The organism is Stenotrophomonas sp. STEN225, from assembly GCF_056756445.1.
Window position 1 is genome coordinate 125,752 of the sequence record NZ_JBRRBV010000002.1, and the last position, 15,931, is coordinate 141,682.

27 protein-coding genes are annotated in these 15,931 nt (G+C 64.0%); 19 read left to right on the forward strand and 8 right to left on the reverse strand.

Annotation, left to right across the window (positions count from 1 at the left end; genetic code table 11):
- The first annotated feature begins 15 nt into the window (after positions 1 to 15).
- Positions 16 to 654 (forward strand): hypothetical protein, encoded by a 639-nt coding sequence (locus ACVOJ1_RS02915; protein ID WP_346479976.1) that lies wholly within the window; start codon positions 16 to 18, stop codon positions 652 to 654.
- A 5-nt stretch (positions 655 to 659) separates the two neighbouring features.
- Here ACVOJ1_RS02915 and ACVOJ1_RS02920 read toward each other — a convergent pair whose 3' ends face one another.
- The 8 genes from ACVOJ1_RS02920 to ACVOJ1_RS02955 form a co-directional block, all read right to left on the reverse strand.
- Entirely contained in the window at positions 660 to 1,064 is a 405-nt protein-coding gene (locus ACVOJ1_RS02920; protein WP_346479977.1) for a recombination protein NinB, read from the reverse strand.
- Entirely contained in the window at positions 1,064 to 1,372 is a 309-nt protein-coding gene (locus ACVOJ1_RS02925; protein ID WP_346479978.1) for a hypothetical protein, read from the reverse strand. Before ACVOJ1_RS02925 ends, ACVOJ1_RS02920 begins: the two co-directional genes overlap by 1 nt.
- Positions 1,369 to 1,575, reverse strand: coding sequence for a hypothetical protein (locus ACVOJ1_RS02930; protein WP_346479979.1), 207 nt, complete (start codon positions 1,573 to 1,575; stop codon positions 1,369 to 1,371). Before ACVOJ1_RS02930 ends, ACVOJ1_RS02925 begins: the two co-directional genes overlap by 4 nt.
- Positions 1,565 to 2,119: a hypothetical protein gene (locus tag ACVOJ1_RS02935; RefSeq protein ID WP_346479980.1), complete on the reverse strand. Its 555-nt coding sequence runs from the start codon at positions 2,117 to 2,119 to the stop codon at positions 1,565 to 1,567. The genes ACVOJ1_RS02930 and ACVOJ1_RS02935 overlap by 11 nt, the downstream gene beginning before the upstream one ends.
- A complete protein-coding gene (locus ACVOJ1_RS02940) occupies positions 2,112 to 2,993 on the reverse strand; it encodes a hypothetical protein (protein WP_346479981.1) in 882 nt (293 codons plus the stop codon). Before ACVOJ1_RS02940 ends, ACVOJ1_RS02935 begins: the two co-directional genes overlap by 8 nt.
- A gap of 3 nt (positions 2,994 to 2,996) precedes the next feature.
- Positions 2,997 to 3,209, reverse strand: coding sequence for a hypothetical protein (locus ACVOJ1_RS02945; protein WP_346479982.1), 213 nt, complete (start codon positions 3,207 to 3,209; stop codon positions 2,997 to 2,999).
- 104 nt (positions 3,210 to 3,313) lie between these two features.
- Positions 3,314 to 3,628, reverse strand: a complete 315-nt coding sequence (locus tag ACVOJ1_RS02950; RefSeq protein ID WP_346479983.1) for a winged helix-turn-helix domain-containing protein — start codon at positions 3,626 to 3,628, stop codon at positions 3,314 to 3,316.
- Complete coding sequence (locus ACVOJ1_RS02955) at positions 3,628 to 4,188, reverse strand: hypothetical protein (RefSeq protein ID WP_346479984.1); 561 nt, start codon at positions 4,186 to 4,188, stop codon at positions 3,628 to 3,630. Before ACVOJ1_RS02955 ends, ACVOJ1_RS02950 begins: the two co-directional genes overlap by 1 nt.
- 35 nt (positions 4,189 to 4,223) lie before the next feature.
- Here ACVOJ1_RS02955 and ACVOJ1_RS02960 point away from each other — a divergent pair, with 35 nt between their 5' ends.
- From ACVOJ1_RS02960 to ACVOJ1_RS03045, 18 genes are all read left to right on the forward strand, one after another.
- Entirely contained in the window at positions 4,224 to 4,421 is a 198-nt protein-coding gene (locus ACVOJ1_RS02960; protein WP_346479985.1) for a hypothetical protein, read from the forward strand.
- 474 nt (positions 4,422 to 4,895) lie between these two features.
- Positions 4,896 to 5,120: a hypothetical protein gene (locus tag ACVOJ1_RS02965; RefSeq protein WP_346479986.1), complete on the forward strand. Its 225-nt coding sequence runs from the start codon at positions 4,896 to 4,898 to the stop codon at positions 5,118 to 5,120.
- Positions 5,121 to 5,555: 435 nt separating this feature from the next.
- On the forward strand, positions 5,556 to 5,885 hold the full coding sequence (locus ACVOJ1_RS02970) for a hypothetical protein (RefSeq protein WP_346479987.1): 330 nt from the start codon (positions 5,556 to 5,558) through the stop codon (positions 5,883 to 5,885).
- Between the two features lie 21 nt (positions 5,886 to 5,906).
- Entirely contained in the window at positions 5,907 to 6,644 is a 738-nt protein-coding gene (locus tag ACVOJ1_RS02975) for a hypothetical protein (RefSeq protein WP_346479988.1), read from the forward strand.
- Positions 6,645 to 6,950: 306 nt separating this feature from the next.
- Positions 6,951 to 7,307, forward strand: a complete 357-nt coding sequence (locus ACVOJ1_RS02980) for a hypothetical protein (RefSeq protein WP_346479989.1) — start codon at positions 6,951 to 6,953, stop codon at positions 7,305 to 7,307.
- A complete protein-coding gene (locus tag ACVOJ1_RS02985) occupies positions 7,304 to 7,513 on the forward strand; it encodes a hypothetical protein (RefSeq protein WP_346479990.1) in 210 nt (69 codons plus the stop codon). The genes ACVOJ1_RS02980 and ACVOJ1_RS02985 overlap by 4 nt, the downstream gene beginning before the upstream one ends.
- Positions 7,510 to 7,650, forward strand: a complete 141-nt coding sequence (locus tag ACVOJ1_RS02990; RefSeq protein ID WP_346479991.1) for a hypothetical protein — start codon at positions 7,510 to 7,512, stop codon at positions 7,648 to 7,650. Before ACVOJ1_RS02985 ends, ACVOJ1_RS02990 begins: the two co-directional genes overlap by 4 nt.
- The gene (locus ACVOJ1_RS02995; RefSeq protein ID WP_346479992.1) at positions 7,647 to 7,865 is read left to right on the forward strand and encodes a hypothetical protein; all 219 of its coding nucleotides are present in this window, start codon (positions 7,647 to 7,649) and stop codon (positions 7,863 to 7,865) included. The genes ACVOJ1_RS02990 and ACVOJ1_RS02995 overlap by 4 nt, the downstream gene beginning before the upstream one ends.
- Positions 7,862 to 8,134, forward strand: a complete 273-nt coding sequence (locus tag ACVOJ1_RS03000; protein WP_346479993.1) for a hypothetical protein — start codon at positions 7,862 to 7,864, stop codon at positions 8,132 to 8,134. The genes ACVOJ1_RS02995 and ACVOJ1_RS03000 overlap by 4 nt, the downstream gene beginning before the upstream one ends.
- Positions 8,131 to 8,967 (forward strand): hypothetical protein, encoded by an 837-nt coding sequence (locus ACVOJ1_RS03005; RefSeq protein ID WP_346479994.1) that lies wholly within the window; start codon positions 8,131 to 8,133, stop codon positions 8,965 to 8,967. Before ACVOJ1_RS03000 ends, ACVOJ1_RS03005 begins: the two co-directional genes overlap by 4 nt.
- 2 nt (positions 8,968 to 8,969) lie before the next feature.
- Positions 8,970 to 10,676, forward strand: a complete 1,707-nt coding sequence (locus tag ACVOJ1_RS03010; protein WP_346479995.1) for a lambda-exonuclease family protein — start codon at positions 8,970 to 8,972, stop codon at positions 10,674 to 10,676.
- 146 nt (positions 10,677 to 10,822) lie between these two features.
- The gene (locus ACVOJ1_RS03015) at positions 10,823 to 11,098 is read left to right on the forward strand and encodes a KTSC domain-containing protein (protein ID WP_346479996.1); all 276 of its coding nucleotides are present in this window, start codon (positions 10,823 to 10,825) and stop codon (positions 11,096 to 11,098) included.
- Between the two features lie 10 nt (positions 11,099 to 11,108).
- Positions 11,109 to 11,315, forward strand: coding sequence for a hypothetical protein (locus tag ACVOJ1_RS03020; RefSeq protein WP_346479997.1), 207 nt, complete (start codon positions 11,109 to 11,111; stop codon positions 11,313 to 11,315).
- Between the two features lie 34 nt (positions 11,316 to 11,349).
- On the forward strand, positions 11,350 to 11,898 hold the full coding sequence (locus ACVOJ1_RS03025; RefSeq protein ID WP_346479998.1) for an Lcl C-terminal domain-containing protein: 549 nt from the start codon (positions 11,350 to 11,352) through the stop codon (positions 11,896 to 11,898).
- Positions 11,899 to 11,930: 32 nt separating this feature from the next.
- Positions 11,931 to 12,356: an Lcl C-terminal domain-containing protein gene (locus tag ACVOJ1_RS03030; protein ID WP_346479999.1), complete on the forward strand. Its 426-nt coding sequence runs from the start codon at positions 11,931 to 11,933 to the stop codon at positions 12,354 to 12,356.
- Positions 12,357 to 12,382: 26 nt separating this feature from the next.
- Positions 12,383 to 12,826 carry a four helix bundle protein gene (locus tag ACVOJ1_RS03035; RefSeq protein WP_346480000.1) on the forward strand — a complete coding sequence of 148 codons (444 nt, stop codon included), beginning with the start codon at positions 12,383 to 12,385 and terminating at the stop codon, positions 12,824 to 12,826.
- Complete coding sequence (locus ACVOJ1_RS03040) at positions 12,823 to 14,187, forward strand: RNA-directed DNA polymerase (RefSeq protein ID WP_346480001.1); 1,365 nt, start codon at positions 12,823 to 12,825, stop codon at positions 14,185 to 14,187. The genes ACVOJ1_RS03035 and ACVOJ1_RS03040 overlap by 4 nt, the downstream gene beginning before the upstream one ends.
- Positions 14,184 to 15,347 carry a hypothetical protein gene (locus ACVOJ1_RS03045; RefSeq protein WP_346480002.1) on the forward strand — a complete coding sequence of 388 codons (1,164 nt, stop codon included), beginning with the start codon at positions 14,184 to 14,186 and terminating at the stop codon, positions 15,345 to 15,347. Before ACVOJ1_RS03040 ends, ACVOJ1_RS03045 begins: the two co-directional genes overlap by 4 nt.
- Positions 15,348 to 15,931 lie beyond the last annotated feature (584 nt).

Consider the following 15,931-nt stretch of genomic DNA (forward strand, 5'->3'; position numbering starts at 1 on the left):
CACAGGGGATGTGACGTGGCGGACCCGGTAAATTACTGCAGCTGGCTGGTGAAAGGGTTCTGTATAACCCAGAGCGAGTGGGCCGCATGGACGCAAGCTGGATTTACCGTTGGGACATTTGCCTTTGCCATGTGGCGGCAGAAAGTTTTTAACGACAGAGCGGCCTATGAAAAGAAGGTCGCTGCGCAGGAGTTGCTCCAGGAAAAGCAGGCCCATCTGAGTGATCAAAAGGCCGCTGAGGCTGAGCGACGAGCTGATATATCTAGAAGCCAGGCTCTTCGCGCACGAGCATTGGCGATAGCCATCCGATCCGAACTCACGGCATTTGCTTCCGTCGTAAACGTCCTTCACAACGGAGAACATGGCCGCTCTCCGCGCGCCCTTCTCGATCGTATCAAGGATCATTTCGCAATCAGGCACAGGGCATTGGATTCGCTGGAACTCCTGAATGCAACGGATATTGTCCTGACCGTTGTGGAGCGAGCCGAGCGCGCATACCTTTTTCTCGAAGCGTGCGCCTTGCGCGATAGCTACATCAATGACGACGAGCAGTGGATTAGAGATCATTTTGGCGTGTCCAGGCCTATAGTGGACTTTGCACTCGTGGAAATACAAACGTTGATAACTGGAAATCGAAATGAAAAGCGAAGCTGACGTCTTCATGCAGCCTCGGCGAAATCGCGAGGGTTGAAACCGAGCCCCAGCAGCACAGTGTCGGACCAGCGAACCGGCTTGGCGCGTAGGCCCTGCTCTTCCGGGTGGTCACCGATCTGGACCAGCACGGTGATTGCGTCGCATGCCATCGACCTGGTGAGCTTCAGGCTTGAGCCGCCGAGCATGATCATTCCGGCGGCGCCCTGCCCACGGTCGATCGCCGGCATCAGGCGCCAGCCGAGCATCGTGCCCGCGACCATGTGCCGCCAGTCGTCCTTAGTCAGGCGCTGGCCGTGCCAGGACAGGCCCTTGGCCAAGTCGCCGCAGATGGCGTTGAGCATGCGCTGCTGCTTGGGGGTCATCATCCCCTCGCCACGCTGCTTCCAGTCTTCGGGGCGGATGGTCACCATTACGGCACCTCCGGGCGAGCGCAGAGCATGGCGGAATATCGCTCGTGGAAGTCCGCAATCCTGATGCCGGTGCGTAGATACGCATGAGGCATCTTGATGCTCTCCACTGCGTCCTTCATGGCGTCGGTGGGCCGGACCGGCACGAGCACGTAGCCCTCGGGCGGCGTGAGGGCGGCGATCAGGGCGCGTAGCTCCTCGCGGAACATGGCGGGCCGGCCCTGCCGGATCTTGTTCGCGGTGCCTTTCCGGCCAGACCGTTCCATCTCCGCAGCCAACAGCTCCCGCGCCCGCTTCTCGATGTCGTTCATGCTGCGTCCTTCTTCGTCAGGGGGCCTGCGTAGTGGGTGATTGGCACCAGCCGCATGCCCAGTCGCCATTGGGTCTGTCCGCGCGTGGCGTAGATGACCAGTGGCTTCTCGCCGTAGCCGTAGCAGACGTACCAGCCCGCTTCGGACACCGGATCGGCTGCATCGCGCAGCTGCAGAACCAGGCACGGCAGTTCACGCGGCATTGCGCACGCTCTCCGGCTCGTGAGTGGTCTCTTCTTGGGCCGCAGGCTGGGGATCGGCCGCCATGCCGATACCGAGCTCGCGGGCGATGTCGTCCATGTGCCGTGCAACCTGCTCGCGCGTTGCCGGTGCGGACCGAGCCACCTCGTGCGCAATGTGGGCCTCGGGCGCCGGCGGCAGTTCCGCGCCGCGCATCACCGCCTCCTTGGCCCGGTTGTAGGCCGCCAGCAGCAGCTTGTCGGCTTTGTCGGCACTGGCCAGCCGGTAGCGATGGCCATCCAGGTACTGCCACACCAGCCGGGTGAATCCGTCCTGCTTGCCCGTATCGGCACGCACTGCGTCGAACGGCGGGATGCCCAGGCACATCATCCGGAACTGCGGAAGCGTCGGCGGCCACGGCTCTGCACTGGCGATGCACGCGGCCAGGCCATCGGCCAGCTGGCGGCCGCTCAAGCCAGCCAAGCCCTTCGCCCACGTCACCGCGGCGCCGACGTTCGGGTTCTCGCCGTATGCGCTGGACCACTTGAAACCGTAGATTTCAGCCATCCGCACCCAGAGCGTCCGCATAGCCGTGGCCGGTGCCTGCGAGGGTGGCGGCGTGTGCGGCGTCGGCGAGCTCGCCTTCGAGGGCAAGCTGCGCGGTGCGTTCGGCAGGTGAGAGGCGACGTGTTCCATGGTTTGATCCGTTGCTCGAGTTGACGGGCTTGGCGCCCTCGGCATGTCGGCCTCGCGCGGCGGCGATGGCCCAAGTGAAGAGGTTCTTCGGCGGTGGAGCGCGCGCCCTCCCCTCCTCGACCAGGTCGACAAGCATTTGGAACGGCACGCCCTCCACCTCCACGGCGTCGATCAGGTCGGGATGGCTGGAGCTGGCGGTGTGGCAACCGGCGCGCTTCATCAGCACGCCCGCCCAGCCCGCTGCGGTCATCCCCTCAGGGATCTCTAAGGCGTGCAGTGATGTATCTGGAGTAATAGCTTCTTCTCTTCTCTCTCTCTTCTCTGGTAACGGTTTTTGTAACGGTGTCACCGTTACATCAGTAACTCCCTCACCGTTACTGGAGCCCTTTCCGGAACGACTCTTCGCGACGCGGCGGTTCGTAACTGCCCGTTCCTTCGCGGTTTTCCCGTTGTGGCGCTCGAAGTTCGGCAGAGAGAGGTTGCCGTCCTCCCCAACCAGCCAACCGACAGATCGCATCGCCTCGGTAAAGCCAGGACAGAAGGTGAGCCGATCAAGAAACGCCGATGTAACGGTGACGCCGTTACATCCACCGTTACTGGTGATGGAGTTCTGATCGGCCCACACCCAAACGCGCAGCAGTTTGCCGACGACCGCATCCTGGTCGACGCCCAACACGGCAGCCATCTTCACCACCTCGGGCTTGTCGGGCGTGGTTACGTCGAACTTGATCCAGTCGCCGGCCACTGCTTAGCCCTCGCCGTCGACGGCCTGGATGGCCTTGATCAAGGCCGGCAGGAACGTCTTGGGCACGATCACGAAGGAATCTTCGTCATCCAACGGATCTGCTTCCTGGCGAATGACTACGTCGCCGCGGTCGTTCTCATATACGGCCACACCGCGGACGCTGGGAACGACAATCGTGTCGGCGTCGGTGGTTGACCAGTTGAACTTGTCGCTCATTGCTTTTGCTCCTAGGTGCCTAGATGAAGCCGCCTCTCCAACCCGCTAGGCTCGGGCTGTCCCGCCGGGAGCTACCCGGGGTTAGGAAAGCGGCAAGACTGTCGTTAGGCCGCCAGCGGCGTCTCGTCGTGGTCCAACACCGGCAGCCACGTCTGGCACCTCATGTCGCTGATACGGCACTTGCGCGGTGCGCCATGAACAACAACGCCGTCCGCTTCAAGCTCCGGCAGCCGGCGCGCGACCATGTGTCGGTCCATGCCGGCCGCGTCAGCCAGCTCACGACTGGTCAGCCCGGGATGCTGTCGAACCGCAGCGGCGACGCGCTGCTGCTGGGCCTTGCGCGCGCCGGAATCCACGATGTGGCGCGCGGCCTCGTGGCTGGTATCGGGGTCGGTGTTGCGTGCGGGATAGTTGGCCATTACTCGGCATCTCCTGTGATTTCCGCAGCCAGCTCGGCCTGCAGGGTGGCCAGCGCCGCTTGGGCGTCGGCAATCTCTTTCATGAGCCTCTGCTTCGATGCCAGGCTGCCGCAGGTCTTGCTCTGCGCATAGGCATCGATGACGTCAGCGTGTTCACGCATTACGCAGCTGATCGTGATGGCCCGGCCCACTTCCGCCGTCGGCGCCTTGGCCCCAAGGAATCCGTAGCGACGGGCAAGCTCCCGCTTACACTCCAGCCGGATGTCGTCTGGGAAAGCCTTCACCCACGACTCTTCGAGGTCCACCGGCAACTTCACTGCGCCAGTGACATAGCGCTTGATGATCTGGGCGTTGGCCTTCATCGCCCTGTCGGCGGTCTCTGCCGTGGTGCCTACGTGGAACTCCACGATCCGGTGCGCGGCCGGCACTGCGTCCAGGTAGTTGTCCACGATCGCGGCAGCCAAGGACCTCTCGCAGGTGCCGGTCTCGAACAAGACCCGCTGGTGGAAGCGGAACACCACCTGCGACCTCGGCTCGTTGTTGTGAAACTCGGGCTTCATTTGCGTTGTGCCTCTTGCAGCGCACCATCTGCGCCATGGAGATGAACTACTCAGAAAGCAGCGCCAGGGATGGCGTGGTAACGCTGGTCCGCATGTGCGGCAAACCGTTTGTGCTTCGGCGAGTGGACGGCAAGGCAAAGGCCTTCCCGCTCAACCTGCCCGACCTTGGGCCAGTGCCCGAAGGCGGCGGCCAGATCTTATGGATGTGGGGTGGCGTCGATGGCGACGCGTGACGCTGAGGGTGTCGCCCTCCTTGCGATAGGCTGCTGTTTCCACACGAACAGCCCGCAAGGAGGGCGACATGGACCTGCAAAAACTGAAGACGGAGATCGCTGCGCTCACAATCGTTGTCACTCCGCTAATCAGGCAGCGACGAGAGGATCCCAACGTGCAATCACAGATCGGCGCCTTGACCGACGAAGTAGCAGCGCGGTGCCCCCCCGAAGAAGGCGAAGCCTTGCGCCGGGCAGTTCGCCAGCTCATGAATCACTAGCCTCCTGCCCGCTTGCCTTAGAGGCGGCATCGATCTCGTCCTGTTTCCGATGGAACTCGCTCAATGCCTCTCTGAACGCAGCCTTGAACGCCCTCTCTCCGTGCGACGGAGCATTCAGCCAATCCCGCAGCCACAGCCGTGGATTCCAGCGGTCAGGCGGCACGGGACACCTCCGCACGGATATGCTTTGCGTACCCCATCACTTATCCCCTCCATGGACTGGAAAACTCGCTGGAAGCATAGGCACTGGGACATCCCGCAGCCGATCTACTCGGGCGGCAGGTTCGTCCGGCAGCCCCGTATTCCATTTCTGCGCCGCACTTGGATGGTGGTCAGAGCGGCCGGACGCCGCCTGGCGAAGCTCCAATGGCTGTGGGTCGCTCTTGCTGGCGCTGCCGCCGGAAAACTGGTGGAGATCGCAGTGGAGAAGCTGCTCTGAGATCCGCGACATACGAAGATTGAAGGAGGCGGTGGCAAACGCCACCACACCAACCAACGCCCAGATGGCGAATGCGGTGCCGCGATTCGGGGACCAATTACGCTGCACGGCCAAGCTCCTCTCCCGCGTCCGGCCTTTCAGCCTCGACCCACACAAGGACCGATTCATCGAGCATTGGATCGGCTTCCGCCATACGCCTGGCCAGCGATCGACCGATGCCCCTGCTCCCGTTGCAGATGCCGGCGATCGTGGAATACGGAAGGCCCAGCTTTGTTGCCACACCGGTAGGGCCACCGTTGCGGTCAGCGTAGTGATTCCAGTAGATGCGGGGGCTATTGTTCTGGCTCATGGCGCTCTATGCGTTTCGCGTAGTTGCAGAGTATGCATAACGCGTAGCTGCTGTGCAAGCACTAGCTCTACGCTGCGTCTCACGATATGAGCGCGCTATCAATCAATCTCACAGCCCGTAGAGAATCCCTCGGGCTGACCGTTCCTCAAGTGCACAAGGCTCTTACCTTGCTTGGGATCAATGTCGCCGATTCGACCGTCTACGGTTGGTTCAATGGCAGCAGGGGTGTCAGAAAGATGGAGCACTTGAAAGCGCTTTGTGAGGTATTGCAAACAGACTTAAACACGCTCACCGGCGACGAAGTCGAGGTTGCAGAAGGGCCACTTCCGGCAAGCATCGTCAGAGAGCTGTCTGGCCTGACGGCCACGCAGCAGGAGGCAGTGTTGGCCACTATCAGAGCAATGAAGGGCGGTTAGAGCCGCCAAACAGGGGGAACAATGCGCAAGGCTGCACTCACACTGACCATGGCCGCACTGCTGGCCGGATGTAGTGGACCAAAGGACACGGTCATCCCTAGCGATCCGTCCAAGCTCGAGACAATCAAAAGTTCTGTAGAGAAGCTGCCTCCCGATGACCAAGCGCTAGTTGCGGCCTACGTGATGCGCCGCGTGATGCAGTCCGCTCTGGCTGGCGGCAACCAAGCTGGCAAAGCACCAATCCCGGAAGGAACGACGATAGGTGCCGCTATCGAAGAGCAGAAGAAGTTCATTGCAGACCAGCAACTTCAAGAAGCGAAAGAGGCCGCCCTCAAGGCAGAGCTCAACGCAAAGCGCGATGCAGCCGTCAAGGAAATGAGAGACGCCGTTACGGTCGCCTTGATCAGCAAAGACATCGTTGAAGAGCGTGGCTTCAGCGGTATCGTCACTGACGAAATGCTCGCTATTCGCGTGGGCTACCAGAACAACACCCAGAAGCCAGTTTCAGGCGTCAAAGGAACGCTCGTAGTGAGCGATCTGTTTGGGGACAAAATCACTGAATTCGCCATTTCCATGGATGAGACCATTGCAGTCGGCCATACGGTCACCTGGAGCGGCCAGCGAAGCGTTAAATACTCCATCGGCGACAACAACGACCGGAAGTTGGTCAGTCTCGATGATTCCAAGTACAAGGTCGTCTGGAACCCCCAGGTGATTGTCTTCGCAGACGGCTCGAAGCTCGAAGCACCCCAAGGCTAAAGACGATCTGCCTTCCGCTTACCACAGCCCCGCTTCGGCGGGGCTTTTGTTTGCCCAGCCTCCGAACATGAACGCCGGATAAATAACTACGCAAAGTGCACAGACAACTACGCAAATTGCATTGACGACAAACTACGCGTAACGCATAGTTCTCCTGCGCCCCGCTCCGGGGGCATGGAGAAACGAGATGCGCCCAAAGCGTCGTCCCCTGTGGATCTGGATTGGTGCCTTGTACGCCGGGACCGTGTTCGCCGTGGCGGCCGGCATCGCCTTCGGCCAACGGCTGTTCGGCTTGGAGTGCTGACCATGGCCGCCGTCACGGAACTGCACCCCGAGTCCGAAGTTCGTCGTCAGCGCCGCAACCGCGCCGTGTTGATGTCGAACCTGCAGAACACCGGCCTGCGCATGCCTGGCGTCGAAATCGCCTACCGCGCCGCTCTGATGGCCGGTGCGACCGATGAGATGGCGTGGGAGGCTGCGCGTCGCCACGAGCTGATTCTGATCGGCTTTCCGGATGAGATCGAAGAGCGCGGTGGCCACGGCTTCCCGCGTGCGCTCGACAGTGTCGCCTCAGCCCGCAAGCGCCGCCAAGCACTGATCGATACATGCCGCGCCCTGCCCAACCCGTTTGCCCTGTCGGTCGACGTGGAGCGTGCCGCATGAGCGCCGTCGCCCTTTTCCCCATCCGGACCCGCAGCGAGAAGTACCTGCTGGAAAGCGTCCGCATGGTCGCCCGCCGTGCCGGCTTGGACGTTCAGTCGGTCGAGCGCGAGTTCATCGCTTCGGGCTTCTCGCGTCCGAAGCACAACGAAATCAGCGAGCGTTGCCGCCGCAAGCGCATGGCAATGGCCTATGGAGATGAAGCATGAAGCGAACGACTTTCCAGCTGCACCTGGATGCCCTGAAGGGCTTAGGCATCTACCTGGGCATGGCTTGCTGCATGACCGGCCTCGGCGTGATCGGTGTTCTGTTGGTGCAGGACTTGGCCAAGGCGGTGGCGCCGTGAGCCGCCGCAAGTCACGCCCGCTCCACCCGGAGCTGATGGAAGAGCTCAACGACATGCATATCGCAGCTGCCGACAAAGGCGACGGCGCGTGGTGGGCGCTGATGGAAGACACGGTTACGAACTACAACTATCGAACCGGCCACGGCTACGACCCTTTCGAGACCGTGCACAAGTGGGTGCGGACCTCGGGCCACTTCGAAATGGTGCGCGCATGAGCCGCCATCCGGTTGTGCTGATGGTGCCCGCAGCCCTGTGCGTCTTGCTGGCCAGCTTCTGCCTTGGGCTGGCGCTGTTCGCCAACCCGCGCGACGCGGACACGTTCGTTCTACTCGGCGCTGCTGGCGCTCTTTTCTTCGGCTGCCGCGCAGTGACTGAAACGCGCCAAGCCTGGCGCCCGTTCACTGCCGGCCTCGCCTGCCGCCGCGCGCTTCGCCATTCCGCGCCCCTGACTCGCATCAACCTTCCTAAGGATGACATTCGATGAACGCCGTTGCTCAGCAGCAAACCGCACTTTCCGCCCAGACCCGCCAGCAGTTCGACCTTAGCCCGCAGACCTTTGACCAAGCGCTGCAGTTCTGCGATTACCTGGCTGAAAGCGACTTCGTCCCCAAGGATTTCAAGGGAAAGCCAGGCAACTGCCTGATCGCAATCCAGTGGGGCGCCGAACTCGGCCTGAAGCCGCTGCAGGCGCTGCAGAACCTGGCGATCATCAACGGCCGCCCTGCTCTGTGGGGTGATGCTGTAATCGCGCTGGTGCGCAGCTCGCCGCTGTGCGAGTACATCACCGAGGGCGACGACGGCGCGACAGCCGTCTGCCGCGTGAAGCGCCGCGGCGGGTCGGAGGAAGTGCGCACCTTCAGCATGGACGACGCTAAGGTGGCCGGCCTGCTGGGCAAGAGCGGCCCTTGGACGCAGTACCCGAAGCGCATGCGCCAGATGCGTGCCCGCGCCTTCGCCCTGCGCGACGTCTTCCCCGACGTCCTGCGCGGCATGCCCATCGCCGAGGAAGTCATGGACATCCCGCAGGTAGGTGCTGCCACCGGTGAGCAGGCGCGCGCGGCCATCGAGGGTCAGGCCGACAAGCAGCTGCCGCTCTACTCCGAGGCCGACTTCTCAGCCAACCTGCCGAAGTGGCGGGAGATCATCGCGAGCGGCAAGAAGTCCGCTGAGGATCTGATCGCCACGCTGCAGACCCGTGCGCGCTTTACCGCTCAGCAGCTAGCGGAGATCCGCACCACTCCGAAGGCTGAGGCGGGCGACAACGGTGAGCCGCAGGGCGAAACCGACGCCACTCCCAAGACTGCGGTGGAGGGCTGAACATGCGCACCGTAAGCCTGATCCAGGGCACCCCGGAGTGGCATGCCCACCGCGCCAGCCACTTCAACGCCAGCGACGCGCCGGCAATGATGGGCTGCAGCCCGTATAAGACCCGCAGCCAGCTGCTGCGCGAGTTCGCCACCGGCGCGACCATCGAGCACGACGCCGGCACCCTGCAGCGCTTTGCCGATGGCCACCGCTTCGAAGACCTCGCCCGGCCACTGGCCGAGCGCATCATCGGCGAGGAGCTTTACCCCTGCGTCGGTGTCGACGGCAAGTTCTCGGCCAGCTTCGACGGTCTGACCCTGCTGGAGGACAAGGCCTTTGAGCACAAGTCGCTCAACGACGACCTGCGTCTGGCCATGCCGCTGGATGGCACCGACGCCTGCCTGCCGCTGCACTACCAGGTGCAGATGGAGCACCAGGCCATGGTCAGCGGCGCCGAGCGCGTGCTGTTCATGGCCTCGAAGTGGGCCGGCGACGAACTGGTCGAGGAACGCCACTGCTGGTACACCCCGAACCCGGAACTGCGCGCAAAGATCGTGGCCGGCTGGGCGCAGTTTGAGGCCGACGTAGCCGCCTACGAGCCGGTGCCGGAGGCTGAGCCGGTGGCCGCTGGCCGCGCTCCGGATCAGATGCCCGCACTGCGCATTGAGGTGACCGGCATGGTCACCGCGTCGAACCTTGCCGAGTGGAAGGAACAGGCCATTGCCGTGTTCCAAGGCATCAGCACCGAGCTGGTCAGCGACCAGGACTTCGCGGATGCCGAGAAGACCGTGAAGTGGTGCGGCGACATCGAGGACCAGCTGAAGGCAGCCAAGCAGCACGCCCTCAGCCAGACCCAGAGCATTGACCTGCTGTTCAAGACCATCGACGCCATCGCCGAGGAAGCCCGATCCAAGCGCCTGGCGCTGGAGAAGCGCGTCAAGACTCGCAAGGACGAACGCCGCACCGAGATCGGCAACGCTGCCCGCCGGGCCGTGCAGCAGCACGTGCTGGCGATCAACGAGACGCTGGGCGAGCACGCCATCCCCATGCCGGCAACGCTGATTGCCGATATCGGCGACGCGATGAAGGGCAAGCGCTCGTTCGCCAGCATGCAGGAAGCGGTAGATGCCGTCGCCGCCAATGCGAAGGTCGATGCCAGCCAGTCGGCCGAGCGCATCCGCGCCAACATCCGCGTGATGGAAACGGAGGTCGGCACCCATGCCGCGCTGTTCCCCGACCGCGTTCAGCTGTGCTCCACGAAGTCGGCGGAGGATCTGCGCAACCTGATCGCCGCCCGTATCGCCCAGCACGAGCTGGCGGAGCAGGCCCGCCTCGACGCAGAGCGCGAGCAGATCCGCAAACAGGAGGAGGAGCGCGCGCGGGATCTGGTAGCTGCGGCCGCGCAGCCAAGCGCGGCGCCGGAGCCCAAGCCCGAGGCGAAGCCGCACCCAGCCGTCCAGGCAGTGCCGGACCCGGTAGCGACGGAGGACCGCGCGCCCTGGGTGGCTGAGGGAAAGAGGCTGAAGCTCGGCGAGATCGTGGATTTGATCGCGCCACTCAAGATCGATGCAGAGGGCTTGCGTCGGCTTGGCTTCGATCCGGTAGCGACCGAACGCGGGGCCAAGCTCTATGCCGCCGACCAGGTGCCGGCGATCCTCGCCGCCGCAGTCCGCGTCCTGCAGTCGGCAGCCAACGGCCAGAGCTATCCGCTCGCGGCCTGACAGACCTACACGGCGGGGCTGCTGCAGCAGCGGGCCGCGCGGGAGACGTAACCCGCCCCAGCGAAAGCTCATGGGTGAACGAGTGGTGCGGACGCAACGCCGCTGACTGCCGGGAAAGACCGGCCCCTATTCCGAAGGAGACCATCATGGCAATCCGCATCGACATGCAGGACGTCGAGTCCTCCCAGATTCACAGCATCGGCCACGATGCAGAGACCAGCACCTTGGCAATCCGCTTCACCAGCCATCGCGGCGGCGTGATTGGGCCCGGCAGCCTGTACCACTACGCCAACTTCGATGCAGCAGAGTTCGCCGCGTTCCGCGACTCCGAATCCCTGGGCAAACACTTCGGGCAGTACATCAAGCCGTTCCCGGCGAAGTACCCGTATCACAAGGTCGAAGAGCCGGCGAAGGCGGCTTAAGGAGACTGCAATGGCCAGGCAGCTGCGCACGCAGTTGGACATTTTCGACCACGATCCGGCGCGGCTGGCCAAGGCCAACCGAGATGCCGCCGCGCACGCCCTCACTGACGTGCAGTTCCCGCCGGCAATCAGGCAGGAGCGGCACGACCACTACATGGCAGAGGCAGTGCGGCTGGAAGCCCTGGCCGCTCTCTGCACCCCTTCACAGGCCGCCTAACAGCGGATACCCACCGCAACGCGAGGAACGCACTTTGAACGCCATCACCATCCGCACCAAGGGTGAAGCCGAGATCTCGATCTCTGCGGGATCCTTCCAGCCCGGCCAGCTCATCGAACTCGAGCGCGGTCAGGCTATCCACCACCACGTCACCGGGCACACGAAGCTGTTTGCCGACGGAACCAGGGCCGCCGGCAGCGACCCGCGCACCGACCACGTCGCGGTGATCGATCACTCCACCGGCCTGATGTGGGCAGTGAAGTCCATCGGCGACAGCGATGGCGACCCGATGAGCCAGGCCGACTGCGATAAGGCCTGCAGCGAGCTGCGGCTGCTGGGCCACGACGACTGGCGCCTGCCCACCCGCAACGAGCTGGCTGCTCTGGTCGATGACACCCGCCATGAGCCGGCCATCGATAGCTCGCTCTTCCCCGGCGTGCTGGCGCGGTGGCACTGGACCAGCACGCCCTGCGCCTGGTCCTCGGCGTCCGCGTGGGGCGTCGATTTCAACCTCGGCAACGTCTCCAACGGCCACCGCAACGACAACGGGTTCGCGTTGGCCGTGCGTCGTGCCGGTCAGTAATTGGCCCTTTTGATCCTTTCCCTGGAGCAATCATGAACCCCATCACCCTCAAGAAGATCGGTGCCGACCGCAACCAGCTGCCGGACGACTCCAACGACCACGTCGCCGTGTTCCTGCCCGACTACGGCCTGACCTTCACTGCCACCAGCATCGTGGACGGCGACGTGCCGCACGCCGAGTGCGAAGCGGCCGCCAAGGCACTGACCCTGCTCGGTCACAGCGACTGGGATCTGCCGACCATCGAAGAGCTGCAACTGCTGATCGACCGCAGTCGCTACTCGCCGGCCATCAACACCGACTTCTTCAAGGACATCGAGAACGACTGGTACTGGTCGAAAACCCCGGCCGCCTGGTCCTCGGCGTCCGCGTGGCTCGTCGATTTCGGCTACGGCGGCGTCAGCTACCTCCACCGCGGCAACTACGGGTTCGCGTTGGCCGTGCGTCGTGCCGGTCAGTGATTTGATGTTCTGCTGAGGCTTTCCCGATGACCTCCCGTTTCCAGCCACCACCCATCATCAAGGCCGCCGAACGCATGGCGGTCGAGATCGAGAATGCCGTGCGCAAGTTCGCTCGCTACCATCGCTACCAGATCGGCAGCGACCTCCGCGCACGTGCCCAACAGGTGTTCATCAACGCCAACAACGCCTGGCGTGAACGCGCCGAGCAGGCGCGGTGGGTGGCGGTGCTGGTTCGGGACATCGACGCCCTCAAGCAGCTCCTGCAGATTGGCAAGGGGGTTGGCGCCTTCGCCAGCTTCCGCCAGTTTGAAATGCTCATCCGCCTGGCCGAAGAGCTGGGCATGCAGGCCGGCGGCTGGCGCCGCCGTCTGCGCGAAGTCTCCCATGCCCAGAGTGCGCAAGCCGATGGCGTCGCGCAGCGTGGCAAGAAACTGAGTACCCGTACCGCCCTTGCGGGGGCCAACTCATGACGAAGCCGCGCTATCCGCATCCGGGCTGCGCGGCCTGGTCGCAAGTGTATGGGGAGGCGGCCGCCTGGTCCTCGGCGTCCGCGTGGAACGTCAATTTCAACAACGGCAACGTCAACAACAACCACCGCAACAACAACGGGTTCGCGTTGGCCGTGCGTCGTGCCGGTGAGTTTCAGGGAGAGGTAGGCCTGCAGGAGCTGTATCAGGCATGGCGGCGTGCGCGCCGCCAGAAGGTTCCAAGCTTCAACCAGCTGCGATTCGACTACCGCTGGGCCGATGGCCTGCTGCAGCTGCAGCGCGAGCTGATGGCCGGCCGCTGGCAGCCACGGCCCTCGACGTGCTTCGTGGCAACGCGGCCCAAGGCGCGCGAGATCCACGCGCCGGACTTCGCTGACCGGGTTGTGCACCACTGGCTGGTGCCGCAGCTGGAAGCGCTGTGGGAGCCTACGTTCATCCACGACAGCTATGCCAACCGTAAGGGGCGCGGCAGCCACGCGGCCGTACGCCGGGCCCAGCAGTTCGTGCGCCAGGTTCACAGCGGCCAGGGCGGCGGCTGGTATCTGCAGCTGGACGTGGCCAACTTCTTCAACAGCATCCACCGGCCCACGCTCTGGCGGATGCTTCGCACCCGGCTGCGCCGACAAGGCGCACCGTTGGTCGTCCAGCGGGCCACCCATGCGCTGCTGCGCCATTCGCCGCTGCACGCGGGCGTCCAGTACCGGGCCACGGCCGCCGAGCAGGCGCAGGTGCCGCCGCACAAGCGGCTGGCGAACGCGCCGGCCGGGCGTGGCCTGCCCATCGGCAACCTGTCCAGCCAGTTCTTCGCAAACGTCTACCTGGACGCGCTGGATCAGTTCGCGAAGCACACCCTCAAGGCCAAGCGCTACCTGCGCTACGTGGATGACTTCGTGCTGTTCCACCGCGACCGCGAACAACTGGCGGCATGGCGTGACCAGATTGAAGCCTTCCTGCGGGATCAGCTCGGGCTGCGTCTGAAGGCCGAGCAAAAGCTCTGCCGCCTTACCGACGGCCTGGACTTCCTTGGTTACGTGATCTACCCGACCCACACGCTGGCCCGCCGCCGCGTCGTTGGCCATCTGCATACGGCGCTGGCGGAGTGGGAAGGCCAGCACGTCCAGGGCGACCGCCTGCGTGGCACGCCGGCCGACTTTCGTGACATGGCCAATCGCATCGCCAGCTTTGCCGGCCACCTGCAGCACGCCAGCAGCCATCGCCTGATGCGACGCGTTCACGCCCGCTTCCCTTGGCTGCGATCCGCAGCCCGACCGCGCCGTTTCAGCCCAAAGGCAGAGCGTCGCATCCATTCGATTCAGTGGCACCAGCGCAAGGAGATTGCATGAACACCACGATGGCAGACGGCGCCCATGATCGCCTCGACGCACAGATCGCGGATGCCCTGTTCGGCCAGCCGGGCATGAGCAAGATGGACGTAGCCAACCGCGTGCGCGAGCTGCGCGGGGATGGGCCGGCGCTGCTGGGGCCGCGCGAGGGTGTGCAGGACAAGCGGGCGCGGTTTGAGGCGTGGGCGCAGGCACAGAGCCATCGGGGCGGAAACATTCCCACCGCCCGCGATGCAGGGCATCCGGACGTTTACGCCGCCCCGCTCGCCCAGCTGACGTGGAAGAGCTGGCAAGCCGCCCTCTCCGCCCAGCCCTCCCCGGGTAATGGGGAGCGCCTGCTGCGGGAAGTCTGCGCGCAGCTTGAATCCCTGGACTGCGGCGCTTGCATCGGAAGCCATGCACCGATGGAGGACCTGCACGGCCGCATCGCGCAGCACCTCGCCGGCCAGCCCTCCCCGGGTGGTCAGGGTGCGCTGCTCGGCTATGTCCACGTCGAGGCGATCAAGGCGCTGCGCGAAGACGACGAAGTGACCGGCGTAATGGTCCACGCTGAGGAAAGGGCCGACAGCGTGCCGGTCTACCTCGCCGCCCGCCAGCCGGTGCGATATGTACGCCTTCCTCAATCCGACCTCGACCTCATCAACGAGGCTGCCGCCCGTCAGCCGGAAGGCGCAACCGTAAAGGATTCCTTGACCGTTGCCGCCCGCCAGCCGGTGGGGCAGATCACCGACACCGAAATAGACGCACGGCTCAATGCCCTCTACCGCGAGATGGTCGACAGCGGACAGCACAACGGCGGCATGTCAGGCGTCGCCTGGGACCGGGCCGTCTATCGCATGGCAGCGAGCCAGCTGGTGGGGGAGCCGGTGGCTTGGCTTGTCCATTGGTCCGATATGCCGATGGAATCGCCCGAGGTGACAAGAAGCGCATCTCGCATTTCGGAGGTGAGCGCGTTGACCGACCCACCGCGCATCGTGCCGCTCTACGCAGCCCCACCCGCGCAGGCCGTGGACCTGGGCCGGGTTCGTGCTTCGTTGCAGTCGCTGCTGCACTGGATTGATGACTGGGCGGAAACGCCGGAGGAATCGGGAATCGCTGCAATCGAGGCGGAGGCAGAAGCGGTGCTGGCCCTGATCGACGGCAAGGCGGTGGGCAAATGAGCCGGCCGATCATCCGCTGCGGCCTCGTCCAACAGGGCAGGTCGAACCTGAAGTACCACGCGATCCGTGCAGACGGTACTGCCGCGTGCAGCAGCTACATCCCTGTTGTCCACCAGCCGTTCGCCGCAGCGTCTATCCCTCCTGCCGATAGGTGCAATGCGCCAGCGTGCCGAAAGCTCTTCGCCACCGCAGACAAGGATCACGCGGAGGAACTGGCCCATGGCTGACCAGCTGCTCACCTCAATACCAGTTGGCCCCCATCAACTCGCAAAGCAGTGCTTCCGTTTTCTCACGAGCGTCCTCGCGGGAGTTCACCGGAATGTCGAGGCCAGTCTGACTCGGTCCGTATACCACGTGGAACGCGGAAAGGACGCCCTGTCCGGGTCGATGCAAGGCAACTCGAACGATTACATCGCGCCCTCTGACCTTGAAGCTCCAATCCTCATACCAGCGCATTTCTCCTGTCACGCATCAACCCCTAAACAGCAATTCCCCTTCCTGAGCATACACAACGCACGAACTATGCCCAAGGGTGTCAGCAATGGCTGACCGGCTGCTCACCTCTGCGCAGGCAAAGCACACCG